The sequence below is a fragment of the Micromonospora kangleipakensis genome (assembly GCF_004217615.1).
Lineage (GTDB): Bacteria > Actinomycetota > Actinomycetes > Mycobacteriales > Micromonosporaceae > Micromonospora > Micromonospora kangleipakensis.
In genome coordinates this window covers 1,523,851-1,542,286 of record NZ_SHLD01000001.1, presented here as the reverse complement: position 1 = coordinate 1,542,286, position 18,436 = coordinate 1,523,851, and the positions used below count along the sequence as shown (strand labels likewise).

The 18,436-nt window shown below is 73.9% G+C and carries 24 protein-coding genes; 10 read left to right on the top strand and 14 right to left on the bottom strand.

All coding sequences use genetic code 11. The features are described from left to right. The first annotated feature begins 50 nt into the window (after positions 1 to 50). From EV384_RS07560 to EV384_RS07550, 3 genes are all read left to right on the top strand, one after another. The gene (locus tag EV384_RS07560) at positions 51 to 716 is read left to right on the top strand and encodes a 5-formyltetrahydrofolate cyclo-ligase (RefSeq protein WP_130331402.1); all 666 of its coding nucleotides are present in this window, start codon (positions 51 to 53) and stop codon (positions 714 to 716) included. Between the two features lie 40 nt (positions 717 to 756). After that, positions 757 to 1,134, top strand: coding sequence for an FmdB family zinc ribbon protein (locus tag EV384_RS07555; protein ID WP_242623977.1), 378 nt, complete (start codon positions 757 to 759; stop codon positions 1,132 to 1,134). 383 nt (positions 1,135 to 1,517) lie between these two features. After that, positions 1,518 to 2,021: a flagellar biosynthesis protein FlgA gene (locus tag EV384_RS07550; RefSeq protein ID WP_130331400.1), complete on the top strand. Its 504-nt coding sequence runs from the start codon at positions 1,518 to 1,520 to the stop codon at positions 2,019 to 2,021. A 54-nt stretch (positions 2,022 to 2,075) separates the two neighbouring features. Here EV384_RS07550 and EV384_RS07545 read toward each other — a convergent pair whose 3' ends face one another. Further along, a complete protein-coding gene (locus EV384_RS07545; RefSeq protein WP_130331398.1) occupies positions 2,076 to 2,258 on the bottom strand; it encodes a hypothetical protein in 183 nt (60 codons plus the stop codon). A gap of 126 nt (positions 2,259 to 2,384) precedes the next feature. Here EV384_RS07545 and EV384_RS07540 point away from each other — a divergent pair, with 126 nt between their 5' ends. Then, positions 2,385 to 2,765: a hypothetical protein gene (locus EV384_RS07540; protein ID WP_130331396.1), complete on the top strand. Its 381-nt coding sequence runs from the start codon at positions 2,385 to 2,387 to the stop codon at positions 2,763 to 2,765. Positions 2,766 to 2,777: 12 nt separating this feature from the next. Here the strand turns inward: EV384_RS07540 and EV384_RS07535 are convergent, their stop codons facing one another. Beyond that, positions 2,778 to 3,260: a DUF2231 domain-containing protein gene (locus EV384_RS07535; RefSeq protein ID WP_130331394.1), complete on the bottom strand. Its 483-nt coding sequence runs from the start codon at positions 3,258 to 3,260 to the stop codon at positions 2,778 to 2,780. Positions 3,261 to 3,459: 199 nt separating this feature from the next. On the opposite strand from EV384_RS07535, the gene EV384_RS07530 reads away from it, so the two are divergent. Together EV384_RS07530 and EV384_RS07525 are read left to right on the top strand one after the other, a co-directional pair. Then, positions 3,460 to 3,888 (top strand): Fur family transcriptional regulator, encoded by a 429-nt coding sequence (locus EV384_RS07530; RefSeq protein WP_130331392.1) that lies wholly within the window; start codon positions 3,460 to 3,462, stop codon positions 3,886 to 3,888. A 69-nt stretch (positions 3,889 to 3,957) separates the two neighbouring features. Then, the gene (locus EV384_RS07525) at positions 3,958 to 4,821 is read left to right on the top strand and encodes an oxygenase MpaB family protein (protein WP_130331390.1); all 864 of its coding nucleotides are present in this window, start codon (positions 3,958 to 3,960) and stop codon (positions 4,819 to 4,821) included. A 6-nt stretch (positions 4,822 to 4,827) separates the two neighbouring features. Here EV384_RS07525 and EV384_RS07520 read toward each other — a convergent pair whose 3' ends face one another. From EV384_RS07520 to EV384_RS07475, 11 genes are all read right to left on the bottom strand, one after another. Continuing rightward, positions 4,828 to 5,655 carry a RecB family exonuclease gene (locus EV384_RS07520; protein WP_242624443.1) on the bottom strand — a complete coding sequence of 276 codons (828 nt, stop codon included), beginning with the start codon at positions 5,653 to 5,655 and terminating at the stop codon, positions 4,828 to 4,830. A 148-nt stretch (positions 5,656 to 5,803) separates the two neighbouring features. Further along, positions 5,804 to 6,418: a MarC family protein gene (locus tag EV384_RS07515; protein WP_130331378.1), complete on the bottom strand. Its 615-nt coding sequence runs from the start codon at positions 6,416 to 6,418 to the stop codon at positions 5,804 to 5,806. Between the two features lie 31 nt (positions 6,419 to 6,449). Beyond that, positions 6,450 to 7,316 (bottom strand): PHP domain-containing protein, encoded by an 867-nt coding sequence (locus EV384_RS07510; RefSeq protein ID WP_130331376.1) that lies wholly within the window; start codon positions 7,314 to 7,316, stop codon positions 6,450 to 6,452. 49 nt (positions 7,317 to 7,365) lie between these two features. Continuing rightward, positions 7,366 to 8,634 carry a TolB-like translocation protein gene (locus EV384_RS07505; RefSeq protein WP_130331374.1) on the bottom strand — a complete coding sequence of 423 codons (1,269 nt, stop codon included), beginning with the start codon at positions 8,632 to 8,634 and terminating at the stop codon, positions 7,366 to 7,368. Continuing rightward, on the bottom strand, positions 8,631 to 9,350 hold the full coding sequence (locus EV384_RS07500) for a SigE family RNA polymerase sigma factor (protein ID WP_130331372.1): 720 nt from the start codon (positions 9,348 to 9,350) through the stop codon (positions 8,631 to 8,633). Before EV384_RS07500 ends, EV384_RS07505 begins: the two co-directional genes overlap by 4 nt. A gap of 103 nt (positions 9,351 to 9,453) precedes the next feature. Beyond that, on the bottom strand, positions 9,454 to 10,329 hold the full coding sequence (locus EV384_RS07495; RefSeq protein ID WP_130331370.1) for a PH domain-containing protein: 876 nt from the start codon (positions 10,327 to 10,329) through the stop codon (positions 9,454 to 9,456). 6 nt (positions 10,330 to 10,335) lie between these two features. Further along, complete coding sequence (locus EV384_RS34715) at positions 10,336 to 10,491, bottom strand: hypothetical protein (protein WP_165439887.1); 156 nt, start codon at positions 10,489 to 10,491, stop codon at positions 10,336 to 10,338. A 118-nt stretch (positions 10,492 to 10,609) separates the two neighbouring features. After that, the gene (locus EV384_RS07490; protein WP_341273618.1) at positions 10,610 to 11,296 is read right to left on the bottom strand and encodes a DUF6758 family protein; all 687 of its coding nucleotides are present in this window, start codon (positions 11,294 to 11,296) and stop codon (positions 10,610 to 10,612) included. Between the two features lie 142 nt (positions 11,297 to 11,438). Continuing rightward, on the bottom strand, positions 11,439 to 12,062 hold the full coding sequence (locus EV384_RS07485; protein WP_130331366.1) for a TrmH family RNA methyltransferase: 624 nt from the start codon (positions 12,060 to 12,062) through the stop codon (positions 11,439 to 11,441). Between the two features lie 156 nt (positions 12,063 to 12,218). Continuing rightward, positions 12,219 to 12,710, bottom strand: coding sequence for a hypothetical protein (locus tag EV384_RS07480; protein WP_130331364.1), 492 nt, complete (start codon positions 12,708 to 12,710; stop codon positions 12,219 to 12,221). 96 nt (positions 12,711 to 12,806) lie between these two features. Continuing rightward, positions 12,807 to 13,322, bottom strand: a complete 516-nt coding sequence (locus EV384_RS07475; RefSeq protein WP_109800684.1) for a MaoC family dehydratase — start codon at positions 13,320 to 13,322, stop codon at positions 12,807 to 12,809. Positions 13,323 to 13,867: 545 nt separating this feature from the next. Here EV384_RS07475 and trxA point away from each other — a divergent pair. The 3 genes from trxA (at position 13,868) to EV384_RS07460 (ending at position 15,745) form a co-directional block, all read left to right on the top strand. Next, positions 13,868 to 14,230: a thioredoxin gene (gene trxA / locus EV384_RS07470; protein WP_130331362.1), complete on the top strand. Its 363-nt coding sequence runs from the start codon at positions 13,868 to 13,870 to the stop codon at positions 14,228 to 14,230. A 169-nt stretch (positions 14,231 to 14,399) separates the two neighbouring features. After that, complete coding sequence (locus tag EV384_RS07465) at positions 14,400 to 14,840, top strand: hypothetical protein (RefSeq protein ID WP_130331360.1); 441 nt, start codon at positions 14,400 to 14,402, stop codon at positions 14,838 to 14,840. After that, positions 14,837 to 15,745, top strand: a complete 909-nt coding sequence (locus EV384_RS07460; protein ID WP_242623976.1) for an HTTM domain-containing protein — start codon at positions 14,837 to 14,839, stop codon at positions 15,743 to 15,745. The genes EV384_RS07465 and EV384_RS07460 overlap by 4 nt, the downstream gene beginning before the upstream one ends. Before the next feature lie 90 nt (positions 15,746 to 15,835). On the opposite strand, the gene EV384_RS07455 is transcribed toward EV384_RS07460, so the two are convergent. Further along, a complete protein-coding gene (locus EV384_RS07455; RefSeq protein ID WP_130331358.1) occupies positions 15,836 to 16,255 on the bottom strand; it encodes a thiol-disulfide oxidoreductase DCC family protein in 420 nt (139 codons plus the stop codon). 91 nt (positions 16,256 to 16,346) lie between these two features. On the opposite strand from EV384_RS07455, the gene EV384_RS07450 reads away from it, so the two are divergent. Beyond that, entirely contained in the window at positions 16,347 to 18,413 is a 2,067-nt protein-coding gene (locus EV384_RS07450; protein WP_130331356.1) for an intein-containing Rv2578c family radical SAM protein, read from the top strand. Positions 18,414 to 18,436: the final 23 nt, after the last annotated feature.

Here is an 18,436-nt window from a genome sequence, read left to right as displayed (position 1 = left end):
GATGCTGACACAGAGCGACGGAGAGGCAAGCGTTGCGTCAGGAGTGTTGCGTGCCGGAATTTTCTGATGGAGCGGATGTGACGCATGAGGCGAAGCGGGACATGCGGATCGCACTTCTCGCCCACCGCCGGTCGTTGACCACTGCCGAGCGGGTGGAAGCCGCGGCGCGCGTCCAGGCCGAGCTGGTCTCCCTGGTACGCCGGCTCCGCCCGACCCGGATGACCGCGTACGTCCCGGTCGGCTCGGAACCCGGCGGCCCGGACCTGCCGGCGGTGCTGCGGGCGGCGCTGGAGCCGGCGGCCGAGCTGCTGCTGCCGGTGCTTCGCGACGACCTGGACCTGGACTGGGCGGCGTACACGGACCCGGAGTCGCTGGTGGCGGCCGGACGTGGGCTGCGGGAGCCCACGGGCCCCCCGCTGGGGCGGTCGGCGGTGGCCGACGCCGGGCTGGTGGTCGTCCCGGCCCTCGCGGTGGACCACCGGGGGCGGCGCCTGGGCCGCGGCGGCGGCTCGTACGACCGGGCGCTGGCCCGGGTGCCCGTGACGACCGTCACGGTGGCGTTGCTGCACGACGGGGAGCTGGTGGCGAGCGTCCCCGCCCAGCCGCACGACCGCCCGGTCCGCGCCGCGATAACGCCCGCCGGCGGGCTGCGTACCCTTGCGGAGGCACCCGGTGTGGGACCGCCCGCTTCCGCTGGACGAACCCGGGCCCGATGACGCACCATTGGCACTCGAATACGTCGAGTGCCAACCGGCCGTGCCAGATCCGGAGGAGAACGTGCCCACGTACCAGTACGCCTGCACCGCGTGCGGCCAGCAGCTCGAGGCGGTGCAGTCCTTCTCTGACGAGCCGCTGACCGAGTGCCCGGCGTGTGAGGGGCGGCTGCGCAAGGTCTTCAACTCGGTCGGCATCGTCTTCAAGGGCTCGGGCTTCTACCGCACCGACTCGCGCTCCTCGGGCGCGGAGACCGCGGCGAGCACCCCGAGCAAGCCGGCCAAGTCGGAGTCCTCCTCCGGCGGCGACTCCGGCTCGTCGAGCGGCTCGTCGACGGGCTCGTCGACCGGCTCCTCCAGCTCGACCAGCGGCGGGTCCGCCAAGACCCCGGCCGCCAGCACCTCCAGCTCCTCGTCCTGACCCCGGCCGCGCGAGCCGGCGCCCGCCGGCTCGCGTTCGGCTGCCCGCCAGCTCGCCTTCGGCCATGATCCACTCGAGGACGGCGACATGGGGGCAGTCAGGTCCCGTGGACACCCCCATGTCGGCGATCCGGTGTCGATCATCCGCCCGGACCCGCCCGATCGGCTCCCGCCGCCACCGGCGCTGAGCCCGCCGGCCCGGCCAGCCCACGGATCCGCTCGGGCGTAGCACATGCCCTGCCGACGCGGGGGTTGTCCACAGGCGGGCCGGTTGTCCACAGGCGGCCGGCTCCGGCCCTGCCTCCCGGGTCTCCCGCACCTAACCTGCTGATCGGGCGCTGTCCGGATGGCGGCGCCGGGCGGCCGAGGCGGGGAGGCGCTGGCGTGACGGCGAGCGAGGGATCACTGCGTCCGGTGCGCTGGCGCGGGCTGCCCCGGGGCGGGACCCTGCTCCGGGTGACGCTCGTCGCGATGCTGCTCGGCCTGGCCGCCGCCGTCCTGCGGACGCCGTCCGGCTGCCCACCCGGGGCGGCTCCGGCCGCACTCGGCCCGACCGCGTCGGCCAGCCCGGCCGCCACGCCGCCCGGGTCGCGTGGCGGCGCCCTGCCGCTGCCCGACGGCGCGGTGGGCGTACCGGTCCGGCTGGCCGAGCCGGCCGCCCTCGCGGTGCTCCGGCCGGGTGCCCGGGTGGACCTGCTGGTCGTACCGGCCGGCGGGGCGGCCGGAGCGGCCGTCCTCGTCGCCGCCCGGGCACTGGTGCTCGACGTGGTGGGTGCGGACGCCGTCGACGGTTCGTCGGCGCTCTACCTGGCGCTCAGGCCCGAGCAGGCCCAGCGCGCCGTCGGCCTGCCCGAGGGGAGCCGGTTCGCCGTGGTCGTCCGAGGCTGAACCGGTCGTCGGGCCCGGGACGGGCCGGTCGCGCCAGGTTTCGGGACGGGTTGATCAGTCCCAGTGCGGCGGGCGCTCGGCGAGCAGCCAGTCGTCGTTGCCGCCGGCCCGCTCGCCCCAGCCACGGTCGGTGTCGTCCGCCGTCTGCTCGGGCAACACCACGAAGTCGTCGCTGAGGTCGACCGTACGGTCGTCGTCGCCGCGCGTGCCCTGCACGCCGGGGTCCTCGGTGCTCACGAGCGGCAAGGATACCGCCGTCCAGGGACGACGTCGCGCGTCACGCAGCGGCGACGGAGGACCCACCCGGACAACCCTGCCGCGTCGGGCGGCCGGCCGGCCGAGCCGTTGGTAGCGTCGGACGGCGTGACGACGCCGAGCGGAGCCAGCCCCGGGGACGAGTTCTGGCGGCGACCGCCGGACCAGCCGCCGACCGACGAGACCAGCGAGCCGACCGCGGGTGCGGGTGCCGGTGGGCCCACGGCCGGCCCGGGCGCCGGCGTGGCGGCCGCGGGCGCCACGCCGGGTGGGTACGCCGGTCCCCCGCCGACCGTGCCGCCGCCGCCCGGCTGGCGACCGCCGGTGCACGTGCAGGTGCCGCCGCCGCGACAGCTCCCGCCGCAGGACATGGCCGGCATGGACGGCGCCGAGCAGCAGGCCGAGCGGCTCACCTACGGCGTCGGTGCGGTGGCCGCCGTAGTGCTGGTCCTCCTGGTCTGCCTGCTCTGCTCCCGGGTGATCTTCTGAGCCGGGCCGGCGTCAGACGATGTCGCTCCAGACCATCCTGGCTCCGCTGTCCCCGGTGAGATAGACGTACACCAGCGCGAAGACCGCGAGGACGACGACCCCCCCGGTGAGCACCCAGGCCAGCCAGGAGGGCAGCACCCGCACCCGTTCGAGCCCGCTGGTCACGAGAAGCAGCACGAGGGCCGCCACGGCCAGGCCGATGGTGAGCCAGAGCAGGGTCTCGCCGTACTCGGAATGTTCCTGGATCTTCTGCAGGCTCTCCGGCGGGTAGCCCCGGCTCCGGAGCACCTCCTCCAGCGCCTCGCCGGACTCGGTGGCCACGAAGGTGACGATCGGGGTCAGCACGGCGAGGACGGCCACCGCCCAACCGAAGCGGGATCGCCAGCTGGGCAGCACCCCGTACCCGACGGAGAGGAGTGCCAGCAGCGGTACCAGCACCACGACGGCGTGGATGACCAGGACATGACCCGGCAGACCATTGACTTCCCTGAACACCGACACCTCCGGCGAGTGGACGGATACCGCTGGTGATCAGCGTACGACGCTGTGACGGCCGTCGCTGTTCGTCACTCCGATACACGCCGGGCCGGGGGTCGCGGTTCACCGGGAGTCGGGGCCTCCTGGCGGCTGTGGCCCGGGCCACCCCTGTCCCGGCTCCCTTGTCGCCCCGGTGAGCCCGTGCTGTCATTACGTCATGTCCATTGGTGAGGAGCTGCTCCGGTCGAGGGGCCTGCGGGTGACCCGACCGCGCCTCGCCGTGCTGGACGTGCTCGCCGCGGGGGGCCACCTGGAGGTCGAGGAGATCACCCGCCGGGTCCGCGAACGGCTGGACTCGGTCTCCACCCAGGCGGTCTACGACGTGCTCGGCGCGCTCTCCCGGGCCGGGCTGTCCCGCCGGATCGAGCCGGCCGGCAGTCCCGCCCGCTACGAGGCCCGGGCCGGGGACAACCACCACCACGTGGTGTGCCGGGGCTGCGGCGAGATCGCCGACGTCGACTGCGCGACCGGCAGCGCCCCCTGCCTCGACCCGAACACCGCCCATGGCTTCGAGGTGGACGAGGCGGAGGTGACCTTCTGGGGTCTCTGCCCCACCTGCCAGGCCCGCCGCTCCGCCGACGACTGACGTCGTCCGCCCGGCCGAGCACGGACCGGGCTCGCGGCGTGCGGTGCCGCCGCGTGGCACTCTTGGGCGGTGGACTCCGATGACCTCGGCCTCTTCGGACCGGGATCGGTCACGTGGAAGGTGCACGAGGAGCCGATCCTGATCGTCGCCGGCCTGCGTTCGCTCTACCTGCAGGCGCTGCATCCCCGGACGATGGCGGGGGTGGCGCAGAACAGCCGCTACCAGACCGACGCGTGGGGTCGCCTGGTCCGCACCGCCACCTACGTGGCGACCACGATCTACGGCACCACCACCGAGGCGGAGGCGGCCGGCCGCCGGCTGCGTACGCTGCACGCCCGGCTGCGGGCCCGCGACCCGTTCACCGGCGAGGAGTTCCGGATCGACGACCCGGAGCTGCTGCGCTGGGTGCACGTCACCGAGGTCGAGTCCTTCGTCAGCACGGCTCGGCGAGCCGGGCTGGCCCTGACCGACGACGAGGTCGACGGCTACTACACCGAGCAGCGGCGGGCGGCGGCCCTGGTCGGGCTGGACCCGGCGGGGGTGCCCGGGACCGCCGCCGAGGTGGACGACTACTACCGGCGGATCCGGGGCGACCTGCGGATGACCAGGGAGGCGGCCGAGATCGCCCTCTTCCTGACCGCCCCGCCGATTCCGTGGAAGCTCAGCCTGCCGGTCAAGCTCGGCCTGCACCTCGGTCCGGCCCGGTGGGCGTACCTCGGGATCGCCGGCACCGCGCTGGGGCTGCTCCCGGCCTGGGCCCGCCGGATGTACGGCGGTCTGGGGCTGCCGACCACCGCGCTCTCGGCGGACCTGAGCGTCCGCGCGCTCCGGCTCGCCCTCGCCGCGCTGCCCCGCCGCTATCGGGAGGGGCCGCTGCAGCAGGCCGCCAAGGAGCGGGCGGCCCGCCTGACCGCCACCACCGAGGCCGCCTGAGCCGGGTCAGTCCTGGTCGGCGCGCTCCACGGCCGCCCACGGGTCCTTGCCCGGCGTCTGCGCGCCGGTCGGGCAGGCGCGCCGGTAGTCGCACCAGCCGCAGCGCGGCCCGGGGGTGGTGGGGAAGGCCTCGTCCGGGTCGGCGCCCTCGGCGACCGCCCGCTCGGCGGCCATGATGTCCCGGGCCGTCTCCTCGGCCCGGCTGAGCTGGCGGGCCAGCGACTCGGGGGTGTGGTCGTGCGCGGCGACCGTGCCGGTGGGCAGGTGGTGCAGCTCGACCCGGCGGCAGGGCCGGCGGAACACCCGCTCGGCCGCGTACGCGTAGAGGGCGAGGGCCTGCGAGCCGCGGGCGTCGTCGGCGTCCAGGCCGGTGCGGCCGGTCTTGTAGTCGACGATGACCAGCTCCGGGCCGTCCTCGCCGGGTCGGGAGTCGATCCGGTCGGCGCGGCCGTTGAAGGCCAGCACCCCGGTCTTCACCGCCACCACCCGCTCCACGCCGACCGGCTCGTCGCCGGGGTCCAGGCCGGCGACGTACGACTCCAGCCAGGCCAGCGCCCGGCGGTAGGCGTCCCGCTCCTGCTCGTCGTCGCGGTAGCCCTCGCGCACCCAGGTGCCGCGGAGCAGGGTGGCCAGGGCCTCCGGCCGGCGGCCCTCCGGGGCGAGCGCGTACCAGTTCTTCAGGGCGGTGTGCACGCTGGCGCCGAGCGAGTTGTGCGCCCACGGCGGGCCCTTCGGCGGCGCCGGACGGTCGACGTAGGAGTAGCGGTAGCGGCGCGGGCAGTCGGCGTACGCGCCGAGCTTGCTGGGGGTGCAGACGAAGAGCCGCTCCGGCATGCCCTCGAAGCCGAGCTGCTCGGACTGCTCGGCGCGCGGCCGGGGGGCGCGGCCGCCGGTGCCCGGTCGTCCGGTCGGGGAGGGTCGTCGCACGCCTGAGATCCTGCCACCCCGGTACGACATCCGGGCGGGCGGCGGGCCGGACCGGTCAGCGCATGGTGAGGTACTGGGTCACGAAGGCGGCGATGGCGTCGGCGATGAGCTGCACCGCGATGGCGGCCAGCAGCAGGCCGGCGATCCGGGTCAGCACCTCGATCCCGCCCGGCCGGAGGATCTTGACGATCACGCCGGAGAAGCGCAGCACCACCCAGACGGCCACCATGACCGCGACGATCGCGGCGGCGATCGCGGTGTAGTCGGCCAGGCCGCCAGCCCGCTGGACGAAGAGCATGGTGGCGACGATGGCGCCCGGCCCGGCCAGCAGCGGGGTGCCCAGCGGCACCAGGGCGATGTTGGAGGTCACCTGCTGGCTGGGGTCGTCGGCCTTGCCGGTCAGCAGCTCCAGGGCGACCAGGATCAGCAGCAGCCCGCCGGCGGCCTGCAATGCCGGCAGTTCGACGTGCAGGTAGGCGAGGAGCGTCTGCCCGGCCACCGCGAAGATCACGATCACCCCGAGCGCCAGCGCCACGGCCTGCCAGGCCGCCCGATTCCGCTCCCGGGCGGGCAGCGGCCCGGTCAGCGCGAGGAAGATCGGCATCATGCCCGGCGGGTCGACGATCACCAGCAGGGTCACGAAGACCTCTCCGAAGAGCTTGAGATCCACCCGGACACGGTAGCGGCGGCGTCCAGACGGTTCAGCCTGAAGCGACCGGGGTCACCCCGCTAGCCGCGGCGACGATCCGCTCGTACGCCCCGGGGTCGGTGGTGTGCGCGCCGAGCCGGACCGTCTTGTGCGTGCCGTGGAAGTCCGACGACCCGGTGACCAGCAGGCCCAGCTCGGCGGCGAGCCCGCGGACGTGGGCCCGCTCGGCCGGCGAGTGGTCCTCGTGGTCGGCCTCCAGGCCGGCGAGCCCGGCCGCCGCCAGCTCCACGATCAGCTCGTCCGGCACGATCCGCCCCCGGCGGGTGGCCCGGGGGTGGGCGAAGACCGGCACCCCGCCGGCCGCCCGGACCAGCGCCACCGCCCGGAAGACGTCGATGTCCTCCTTGGGCAGCCGGTACCGCTCCCCCAGCCAGTCCGGCCCGAACGCCTCGGTGGTGGTCGCCACCAGCCCGGCCCGGATCAGCGCCTGGGCGATGTGCGGGCGGCCGACCGTCCCGCCGGCCGCACCGGCCAGGATCTCCGGCCAGCTCACCTCGATGCCGTCGGCCTGCAGCAGCCGTACGATCCGCTCACCGCGCACCTCCCGGGCCAGCCGCACCCGGGCCAGCTCGGCGACGAGCTCCGGCTCGGTCGGGTCGAAGAGGTACGCGAGCAGGTGCAGCGGGATCGCCGGCTCGACGCCGAACCAGCGGCAGGAGAGTTCCGCGCCGCGGATCAGGGTGAGCCCGGGCGGCAGCGCGCGTACCGCGGCCTCCCAGCCGGCGGTGGTGTCGTGGTCGGTGACGGCCACGACGTCGAGCCCGGCGTCGGCGGCGGCCCGGACCAGCTCGGCGGGGCTGAGCGTGCCGTCGCTGGCGGTGGAATGGGTGTGCAGGTCGATCCGGGGCGCCGCGGTCATCCGCCGACGCTACCGGTCCCGGCCGGGCGCCGCCGGTCCGCCGGGAGGGTCAGGAGACGGTGTCGCTGACCAGGACCGGCCGGTCGCCGGGCGGAACGCCGTCGACCGGTGCCGCGCCGGGCCGCTCACCGGCGAGCACCCGCTCGACCCGCACCCGGACGAGCCCGCCGGCGCCGTCGACGTGCAGCGCGGTCCCGGTCGACGTCCAGGCCACGACGTCGGTCACCGCCGGCCCGGCGGCCCGGGCCGACACCGTCGAGCCGAGCGTGCCCAGGTCGACCAGGAGCGCACCCTTGCCGGCCCCGTTCACCAGCAGCCACCGCCCGTCGGCGGAGACCCCGCCCCGGCCGTCGGTGCCGAGCTCCGGACCGCAGCCGGTGCGTACCGGGGCGAGGCCGCGGGCCGGGTCGAGCAGGGCGAGGCAGGGCCGCCGGGGCGTACCGGCGGAGACCTGGCCGACCACCCGGCCGTCGGGCAGCACGCCGTAGACGTTCAGCACCCTCCGCTCGGCGGTGGACGGCAGTGCGCCGGCCAACCGGGGCCAGACGGTGAAGCCGCCCTGCCCGGGCTGGCGGACCAGGACCGCGTCACCGGCGAAGCCGACCGGCACCGCGCCGTCCGGGGCCGGCGTGCGGGTGGTCGCGAGGAGTTGACCACCGATCAGGCCGGCGGCGAACACGTCCCGGCCGTCGCGCCAGGCGACCTGCCGTCCGTCGGGGGCCAGCGCGACCGCGTCCGCGCCGGCCAGCAGCACCTGCGGCGCGCTGCCGTTGGGCGGCACCCACCAGAGGGTACGACCGGCGGCGGTGGCCACCGACGTGACCAGCAAGCCGCCGTAGTCGGCGACCCGCTGCGCCCGTTCGACCGGGCCCACCCCGGTCAGCTCCCGCCGCTCGCCGCCGTTGCCCTCCAGCCAGGAGCCGATGATGAGATCCAGCTCGGTCCGGACGGGGCCCTTCGGCGGCGGCGTGCGCAGCGACGCGGTCGGCAGCGGCGACGCCGGCACGGTGCGGGGATCGCCGAGCACCACGGCCGGGACGCCCTGGCGGCCGGGCCGGTCGCCGAGCTGTGCCATGCCCGTGGTGACCAGCACCGTGGCCGCCCCCGCCAGGGCGAGACCGGTCAGGGCGCGCCGCCGTACCATCCGGTTGGCCCGGCCGATGGCGAGGGCGGCCGGGTCGGCGGCGAGCGGCCCCGGCGCGGCGACCCGGCGGGCGAAGGTCTCCCGCAGCGCCCGCTCCAGCTCGTCCTGCGTCACGGCGAATGGACGCTCCGGACCCTCGGTCTGGTTGTCGCAGGGATTCGGCGTCCGGCTCATCGGGTCTCCGCCGGGACGGTGGCGGACCGGACGGCGGCCGCGCGGCCGGAGCGGGCGGCCGGCCGGACCGCGGGCGCGGCCGGAGCGGTCGCGGGGGTCGGGGCCGCCGCGGGGGTCCGGGTCGCGGCGGGGGTCCGGGCCGCCGCGGGTCGGGGGTGCTCCGGGGTACGCGGTGCCGGCCGGGCGGGCGGCGTCGCGTCCTCGGCCGGCAGGCCGAGGGCGGCCTGGGAGCCGAGCCGGCGACGCAGGGTGGAGAGCGCCCGCGAGGTCTGGCTCTTGACGGTGCCCGGCGAGATCTCCAGCAGGGCGGCGGTCTGCGCCTCGGACATGTCCTCGTAGAAGCGGAGCACCAGCACGGCCCGCTGCCGGGCGGGCAGCGCGCTCAGGTGCCGCCAGAGCGCGTCGCGGTCGAGCTGCTGCTCGATCTCGTCGACCCCGGCCCGCTCGGGCAGCACGTCGGTGGGGCGTTCACCGTGCCAGCGCCGCCGCCACCAGCTCGTGGAGGTGTTGACCAGGACCCGGCGGGCGTACGGCTCGATGGCGTCGATCCCGCCGAGCCGCTTCCAGGCCAGGTAGGTCTTGGTCAGCGCGGTCTGGAGCAGGTCCTCGGCGGTCGCCCAGTCCCCGGCGAGCAGGTAGGCGGTGCGCAGCAGGGCGCCGGAGCGGGCCGCGACGAACTCGCGGAACTCCTCCTCCAGCGGATCCCTGCTCGCCACCGCTCACCTCCGCGCCCCGTCCTTCATGGCAGGCTGCCACGACCGGGGTGGTCGGGTCGACGGCAAATGGTGCGCTGTTCATCCGATGTTCGGACGAAAAGTTTCACGCCCCGTCGTCGGCCTTGGCCTCGTCCGCCTCCTTGCCCAACCGCGCCTCGACCGCCTGCGGCTCGTACATCTCTTCAACCACACGCAGGTAGAGCTCGTTCGGGTTGGGCAGGTTCTTGATCTCGCGGAGGGCCTGCTCCTGGCCGGCGGACTCCAGCACGAAGGTGCCGTAGTTGAGCGCCCGGCCGCTCGGCGTCTGCTCGTACTTCATGTCGGTGACCCGGACCAGCGGCATCATCGCGACCCGCCGCGTGATGATCCCGTTGACCACCATCACCCGCTTGTTGGTGAGGATGAAGCGGTCGTACCACCAGTCGGCGACCCGCCAGGCGACCCAGCCCATCACCGCGAACCAGAGCAGCACCGCGACGGTGGTCAGCGCGCCCACGTCCCGCCCGGCGAGGAAGCCGGAGAGGTAGCCGAGCACGAAGGTCGCCGCGATGCCGACGATGATCGGTGTGGAGAGGTGGATCCAGTGCCGCTTCCACTCGCCCCGGTACCGCTCGGTGGGGAAGAGGTAGCGGGCGACCAGCGAGCTGGGCTCGTCCTCGAGCGGCAGCACCCGGCGGGGGGCCATGCCGGCCGCGTCGGCGCGCAGCCCGGCCAGCTCGTCCTCGGAGATCTGCGGCGGCTGGTAGCCGGCCTCCGGATCCCGGATCCAGGCCCGGCCGGAGCGGCCCTCACCGGCGTAGCCCGGCCCGGCGCCGTAGCCGACGTCGTCCGAAAGGGAGGGACCGTCGCCGAGACTCGGGCCGGCGCCGTAGCCGGGACCGTCGTCGGGCCCGATCCGGGGGATCGGCTCAGTGTCGCGCTCCCGGCGCTCCCGGTCGGGATCGTCGGGATCGAAGGGTGGGCCGGAGGGGCTTCCCATCGGCGGCTAGGCGACCAGGCTGGTGAAGAAGTCGCCGAAGCCCTGAGCGATGTCCATGATGCCGCCGCCGAGGGACTTGAAGACGTCGGCGGCGGAGCTCGGCCGGTAGGCAACGAAGAAGATCAGGAATGCGATACCGGCCCAGGTGAGCACCTTCTTCATAGCGGGCCATCCTCTCGCGCGGAGCCGGGTCCGTTTACCGCACTGGCACCCAGAGTATCAGCATGGTGTCGTACAGTGAATATCTGCGTATGCGCTCCGACTCGCCCGGAACGGCCGGTCAGGCCGCTCCGTGCAGGTACGGAGATGGTGCGCCGTACACGAGTTCAGGCGGAGTCCACTCGGCGAGGTCGTGCAGCACGACTTCTTCCGCGAGGAGGTGACCCGCACTCGCCGGCCAGGCTATCGCATGCAGCCACATTCCCCGAGCCTCGCCGGCGTACGCGCTTCGATCTGTCGGGGAATTCACCAGCCACAGTGGAGTGGGATGACCGCCCACCCGGATCTTGGCGTGCGGCACGCGTTCGGCGTGACCAGGGCCGGGGTCGGTCAACGCCGCCGCCAGCTCGGGCCCCGGGTCCGGCCCGGGCATGCCGGCGAACCGGGTGCCCAGGCCGACGCCCGGCTCCTCCGCCACGAAGAGCAGGTCGGCCGGTCCACCGTCCAGGGGGGCCGGACCGGCGCAGGCCACCGCCGTGGCCCGGACGCCGCTCCGCTCGTCCCCGGCCCACGCCACCCCGGTCAGCGTCCAGCCGGGCGGGAGCGGCCAGGGGCACCAGAGTGGTACGCCCGGCCGGTCGGGCGGGTCGGCGGCCGCCACCACCTGCTCGACCACGCTCGCCACGATCTCGGCGCCGATGTGCTCGGGCACGTGCAGCGGGGACACCGGCCCGCACCGCAGGCAGCGTGACTCACCGTGCATCAGGTCCGGCTCCCGCACCGGCCCCGCACATCTCGGACAACTCACCGCGACACTCACACCCCCACCGTCGCCCCGCACGGCCGGCCCGTCAAGCGGAGCGGCCGGGTGGCGGGGGGATTCAGCCCGACGGCGGAGCCGGCGGGCCGGCCGGGGGATTCAGCCCGACGGGCGGCCGGAGACCCGCGGGTCAGTCCGGCGGCGGGCCGGCGTACGAGCGGATCCAGGCGTGCATGGCGATACCGCTGGCCACCCCGGCGTTGATCGAGCGGGTCGAGCCGTACTGGGCGATGGAGAAGAGCTGGTCGCAGGCGGACCGGGCGGGGTCGGAGAGGCCGGGGCCCTCCTGGCCGAAGAGGAGGACGCAGCGGCGTGGCAGGGTGGTGCTCTCCAGCGGCTTCGAGCCCGGCAGGTTGTCGATGCCGACGATCGGCAGCCGCTCGGCCGCCGCCCAGTCGACGAACTCCTCGATCGTGGGGTGGTGCCGGACGTGCTGGTAGCGGTCGGTCACCATGGCGCCCCGCCGGTTCCACCGCCGCCGGCCGACGATGTGCACCTCGGCGGCGAGGAAGGCGTTGGCGTTGCGGACCACCGTGCCGATGTTGAAGTCGTGCTGCCAGTTCTCGATGGCCACGTGGAAGTCGTGCCGACGCCGGTCCAGGTCGGCCACCACGGCCTCCCGCCGCCAGTACCGGTAGCGGTCGACGACGTTGCGCCGGTCGCCCTCGGCGAGCAGCTCGGGGTCGTACCGCGGGTCGTCCGGCAGGTCGCCGGGCCACGGCCCCACACCCACGTCGAGCTGGTCACCGGTCACGGTTTCCAGAGGGTACGGCCCCTGCCGGCCACGGCCGCGACGAGGGTTCCCGACCAGCCGGGACGCCGACGAGCTGCGGTTCTCCGAGGTCCGCGAGCGGCCCGCCCCGGACGGTCGGCTGGCCGCGACCCGGGAGCAGCCGCGGGCGGCGCGAGCTCAGCGCAGCCCCAGCGCGCCGCCGAGCCGGTCGAGGAACCGCAGGTCGGCCGGGCTCGACTCGCCGGCGGCGGCCCGGCAGACCCGCGCCGCGACCGACTCCACCCACTGCCGGTACGCCGCCGAGTCCGCCGGGTCGGCGCGGCGATCCAGCACGCGTACCGCCGCCCGGCAGGCGGCCAGCAGGTCGACCACGTCGGTGAGCCGCTCGGCCGCGGTGGAGGTTCCGTCGTGGCGGGCGTAGATCGCGGCCACCACGGCCCGGACCAGGTCGCTGTCGAAGGCCCGCCCGGCGGCCACGGCGTCCAGACCGGCGAGCCCGGCGGTGACCCCCCGGGGCGGACGCCCGGGGCCCGGCGAGGCGGCGGCGACGAGGACCCGGCCCGGCAGGCCGGTCAACAGGTCCCACTCCACTGCGGAGTAGACGGCGGTGGTCAGCGGTGCGGCACGGCGTCCGGCAGAGGGCGGCTCTCCGGCGACGGAGTGGCTCATGGGGACCTCCGGCGTCAGCATATGCCCCGGACCGCGGAAAGGGCCCCTTCCCCACCGGAACGCGGCGGGCAAGGGGCCCCTGGGTCGTCCGGGGGGTCAGCGCGGCTCGGGGAAGCTCGGCCGCTCCGGGTCGACGCCCTCGGGCACGGCGGCGGCCGCGTACTCCTTCTTGGGGACCATGACCTTGCGGCGGAAGACGCAGACCAGCGTGCCGTCCTGGTTGTAGCCGCGGGTCTCCACCGCGACCACGCCCCGGTCCGGCTTGGAGGACGACTCGCGCTTGTCCAGCACGGTCGTCTCGCCGTAGATGGTGTCCCCGTGGAAGGTCGGGGCCACGTGCCGCAGCGACTCGATCTCCAGGTTGGCGATCGCCTTGCCGCTCACGTCCGGCACGGACATGCCGAGGAGCAGCGAGTAGATGTAGTTGCCGACCACCACGTTGCGCTTGAACTGGCTCGCCGTCTCGGCGTAGTGGGCGTCCATGTGCAGCGGGTGGTGGTTCATGGTGAGCAGGCAGAAGAGGTGGTCGTCGTACTCGGTGACCGTCTTGCCCGGCCAGTGCCGGTAGACCGCGCCGACCTCGAACTCCTCGTAGTAGCGGCCGAACTGCATCCTTGTCCCCTTCGACGGGCGGCGATGGAGTTCGGCACAGCATGCCTTACCGCTTGTTAAGGCGACGCCCGGGGCGCTGGTGGCGAGGAAATGTCACATCGACCACAACCGGGGGGAGACGCAATGAGCGGCGGGGCCCTCCCCGGCACCCGCCGCCCACGCTCTGATGCGACAGATTCTGCCGTACGCCGATACCGGCCGGACAGAGACGGGCGTCACATTTATCCTTTTGTAACACTACTCAGAGTTACCGGTGCCGCCCGTGGGAGCGATCTCTGCGGACCTGATCGCTCCATGTCAAGGCCCAAGTTACCGATTCGTAGCGTTCTATCGGGTGGATCTCCTTGGGAACGCTCCCATCACGGCTCGTCACGCAAGTGTCTGGTGCACTTGCGCTCCGCAGATCGGGAGACACGGATATCGTTCGATACCGCTGCCGGTCACCGTTCCGTCACCCGGCGTTTCGGCACGCCAGCGCCGGGAATTCGACGACACCCACCCTGGTTCCAGTGGACGTAGGTAATCCGCGCTGATCGGAGAGTGCAATGGCAACGGTTGAGCTGACCACGGCCAACTTCGACGAGGTGACCGAGAGCGACGGCATCGTCCTGCTCGACTTCTGGGCCGACTGGTGCGGCCCGTGCAAGCGGTTCGCCCCCGTCTACGAGCGCTCGTCGGAGAAGCACCCCGGCATCGTCTTCGGCAAGGTCGACACCGAGGAGCAGCAGGAGCTGGGTGCCAAGTTCAACATCCGCTCGATCCCGACGGTGATGGCGATCAAGGACGGCGTGATCGTGTACAACCAGCCGGGCGCCCTGCCGGAGTCCGCGCTGGAGAACCTGATCGAGCAGGTCGAGCAGCTCGACATGGACGAGGTCCGCAAGCAGATGGCGGAGCACAAGCACTGATCCACCACCGCTCCGGCACCGGCCGGGTCCCCGATCGGGGGCCCGGCCGGTGCCGTTTCCGCAGGTTCACTGCCGCCTCCCGGACGCCCGGGCCGCCGACACGGTCAGCGAGGAGTAGACGACGGAAGGACGCCTTTCGGGTGCCCCGATCCCGTATCGTCCCCAACCGATGGAGACCTTGACCACCCGCGGGCGCGCGGTCCGGCTGGGCGTGACCGCGCTCGGACTGGCACTGCTCCTCGTCGGCACCGTCCGGGGCACCGACGACGACTTCCCGTTCGGGCCGTTCCGGATGTACTCCACCTCGGACCCGCCGGACGCCCCCGCCCCGGACACCCGTGTGGAGGGCGTCGACCGCACCGGCGCGGTGGTCGAGCTGGGCCAGGACGCCACCGGCATCCGGCGCGCCGAAATCGAGGGCCAGCAGGGCCGCTACGCCGCCGACCCCGCGCTGCTGCGCCAGGTCGCCGACGCGTACGCCGAACGGCACCCCGCCGCGCCCGCGCTGGTCGAGGTGCGGATCGTGATCCGCTGGTACGGCATCTGGGACGGCCGCCCGACCGGCCGGTGGACCGACGAGACCGCCGTGCGCTGGCAGGCCGACCGGTGAGTGGCTGGCTGACCGAGGCGGTGCCCCGCGGCCGGGTGGCCGCCTTCCGCACCCTGGTCTACCTCTTCGTCGCCGCGGACCTGGTCGTCTTCACCCCCTGGGTGCGCACCCGGGTCGACGTGCCCGGCGAGCTGTACCACCCGCTGCTGATCGGCCGGCTGCTCCCGCTGCCCACCCCCACCCCGGCGCTGGTCGGCGCGATCTTCTGGGCGCTGCTGGTGCTGGCCCTGCTCGCCGCGACCGGACGGGCGCCCCGGCTGCTCGGCTGGACGGTCTTCGCGCTCTACTTCGAGTGGATGATCGTCGCGATGAGCTACGGCAAGGTCGACCACGACCGGGTCGGGCTGCTCGTGGCGCTGGCCGCGCTCCCCACCGCCGGCCGGGCCCGCCACGGCGACCCCACCCGCACCGAGGCCGGCGGCTGGGCGCTGCGGGTCACCCAGATCGCGGTGATCTGCACGTACTTCCTGGCGGCCTGGGCCAAGTTCCGTTTCGGCGGGCTGGACTGGGCGACCGGGTCGGTGCTGGCGCGCGCGATCATCCGACGCGGCACCGACCTGGCGGACCTGATCGCCCAGGTGCCGCACCTGCTGATCGTCGCCCAGTTCGGCATCCTCGCCTTCGAGCTGCTCAGCCCGGCGGTCTTCGTGCTGCCGGCACGGTGGCGGCTGGCGACGGTGGGCTTCTTCTACTCGTTCCACCTGGTCACCGTCGCGACGATCACCATCTCGTTCGCCCCGCACCTGGTGGCGATGACCAGCTTCCTGCCGTTGGAGAAGGTCCGCCCGGTGGTGTGGGCGCGTCAACTCCTCGCCCGCCGAGGCCGGCCCGCCGCCCCGGACGACGCCTCACCGTCGACCGCCCTGACCGGCCCGGAGCCGGCGGTCGGCCCGGCCACGCCGTAGCCTGCTCGATCGACTCCACCGCGCCGAGGTGGCCGGTTTCCGGAATCCCGGATGCCGCCACCTGACCGAGCTGGTCTACGGCCGCCCCGGTCAGGAGCCGGCGCTGGGCCGGCCGGTCGGGCCGTAGAGGCGTTCCCGGGCCTCCTGCGGCAGCGAGCACGCCGCGGTGCCGCCGGGCAGCCGGTGCCGGTTGCGGGCCACCCAGCGGTACGCCGGCCAGGCGGCCGCCCGCACCGGCGGGAAGCGCAGGCCGGCCCCGGCGGCCCGCCAGAGCGCCGCGCTGTCGCCCAGCAGCCTGGCGATGGCGTCGGGGCCCGATGCGCGGGAGCCGTCGGCGCCGACCCACTGCACCGCCTCCTCGCACTCGGCCTCCGTCAGGCCGAGCGCGGCGAGGTCCGCGAACTGCCAGGGCAGCACGCGGGCGCCGGTCGGGATGCGGCGCTCGATGAACTCGGCGCAGCGGCTGCAGAAGGCGCAGTCGCCGTCGTAGACGAAGGTCGACGTCTCCATGCCCCCATCCTCCACCCGCCCGGGGCGCGCCGGGCACCGGTGTCCGGTGAGTCACTTGCACATGGTTCGTACACGTGTTCGAATGAGGGTCATGCGCTGGGAGAACCTCTCCGCTCCCCCGGACGAGGGGATTCCCGACGGGGCAGCGCCAGCGGCTCCACCCCTGCCGCTGGCGCTCCCCGGCGCGATCGCCCGCACGTTCGACACCCCGGGCTTCGCCGGGATGACCTTCTACGAGGTGCGGGCAAAGTCGATCATCAACCGGGTGCCCGGCGAGTCCCGCGTCCCGTTCGAGTGGACGATCAACCCGTACCGGGGCTGCTCCCATGCCTGTGTGTACTGCGTGGCTGGCGACACGCCGATCCTGATGGCGGACGGGCGCACGAAACCGATCAGCGAGCTGAAGCCGGGCGACCGGATCTACGGGACCGAGCGGCGAGGCACCTACCGCCGCTACGTCGTCACCACCGTCCTCGACAAGTGGTCGACGGTGAAGCCGGCCTACCGGGTCACCCTGCAGGACGGCACGACCCTGGTAGCGAGCGGCGACCACCGCTTCCTCTCCGACCGGGGCTGGAAGTACGTGACCGGCACCATGGCCGGCGCCGGACAGCGCCCCTACCTGACGACCAGCAACCGGCTGGTCGGCACCGGCCGCTTCGCCGCCGGTCCCAAGGACTCGGCCGACTACCGGCGGGGCTACCTCTGCGGCATGGTCCGGGGCGACGCTCACCTCGGCAGCTATTCATATCCGTCCGGGAAGGTGCACCGGTTCCGGTTGGCCCTGGCCGACGACGAGGCGCTGCGCCGTACGGAGCGTTTCCTCTCCGATGCGGGGGTCGAAACGCGGCGCTTCTCCTTCAGTGCGGTCAGCGCCACTAGACGGGCGATCACCGCCATCCGCACCTCGAAGCAACGCGACGTCGAGGCGATCTCCGAGCTGATCCGCTGGCCGGAGGAGCCGACCGACGACTGGCGACTGGGCTTCCTGGCCGGCATCTTCGACGCCGAGGGCAGTTGCAGCAGGGGCATCTTCCGGATCAGCAACGGCGACGACGACATCCTCGACTACACCGCGGATGCCCTTAGCCACTTCGGGTTCACCTCGGTGCTCGAGGATCCGGACCGACCGAACCGGGTGCGCCAGATCCGGCTGACCGGTGGTCTGCCGGAAAGGCTGCGCTTCTTCCATCTGACCGATCCGGCGATCACCCGCAAACGGTCGATCGAGGGCGCGGCGCTCAGGTGCCAGGCAGCCCTGCGGGTGGTGAGCATCGAGTCGCTCGGGCTTGAGCTCCCGCTCTGGGACATCACCACGGGCACCGGTGACTTCATCGCCAACGGGGTGGTCAGCCACAACTGCTTCGCCCGCAACACCCACACCTTCCTCGACCTGGATGCCGGGGCGGACTTCGACCGGAAGGTGATCGTCAAGGTCAACGCGGGTGAGCTGGTCCGCCGCGAGCTGGCCGCCCCGCGCTGGCGCGGCGCGCACGTCGCGATGGGCACGAACGTGGACTGCTACCAGCGGGCCGAGGGGCGCTACCGCCTGATGCCGCCGATCATCGAGGCGCTGCGCGACTTCGCGAACCCGTTCTCGATCCTCACCAAGGGCACGCTGATCCTGCGGGACCTGCCGCTGCTGCGCCAGGCCGCCGAAGTCACCCGGGTCGGCCTCTCCTTCTCGGTGGGCTTCGTCGACGAGGAGCTGTGGCGCAAGGTGGAGCCCGGCACCCCGAGCCCGCAACGACGGCTGGACGCCGTCCGCCAGCTCACCGAGGCCGGGTTCGAGGTGGGGGTGCTGATGGCGCCGATCCTGCCCGGGCTCAGCGACGACGACGAGTCGGTCGAGGCGACGGTGACGGCGGTCGCCGCCGCCGGGGCGACCAGCGTGACGCCGCTTGCCCTGCACCTGCGCCCCGGCGCCCGCGAGTGGTACGCGCACTGGCTGGCCCGGGAGTTCCCGCACCTGATCCCCCGCTACCGCCAGCTCTACCGGGCGGGCGCGTACGCGCCGCAGGCGTACCAGCGGGAACTGACCGCGCGGGTGCGGATCGCGGCCCGCCGGCACGGGCTGCACCGGGCCGAGGTCGGCGACAATCGGCGGCTGCCCGAGCCGGCGCCCGCGACCCCGTCCGAGCAGCTCACCCTGCTCTGAGGGCGGCCCGGCGCTACAGTCGC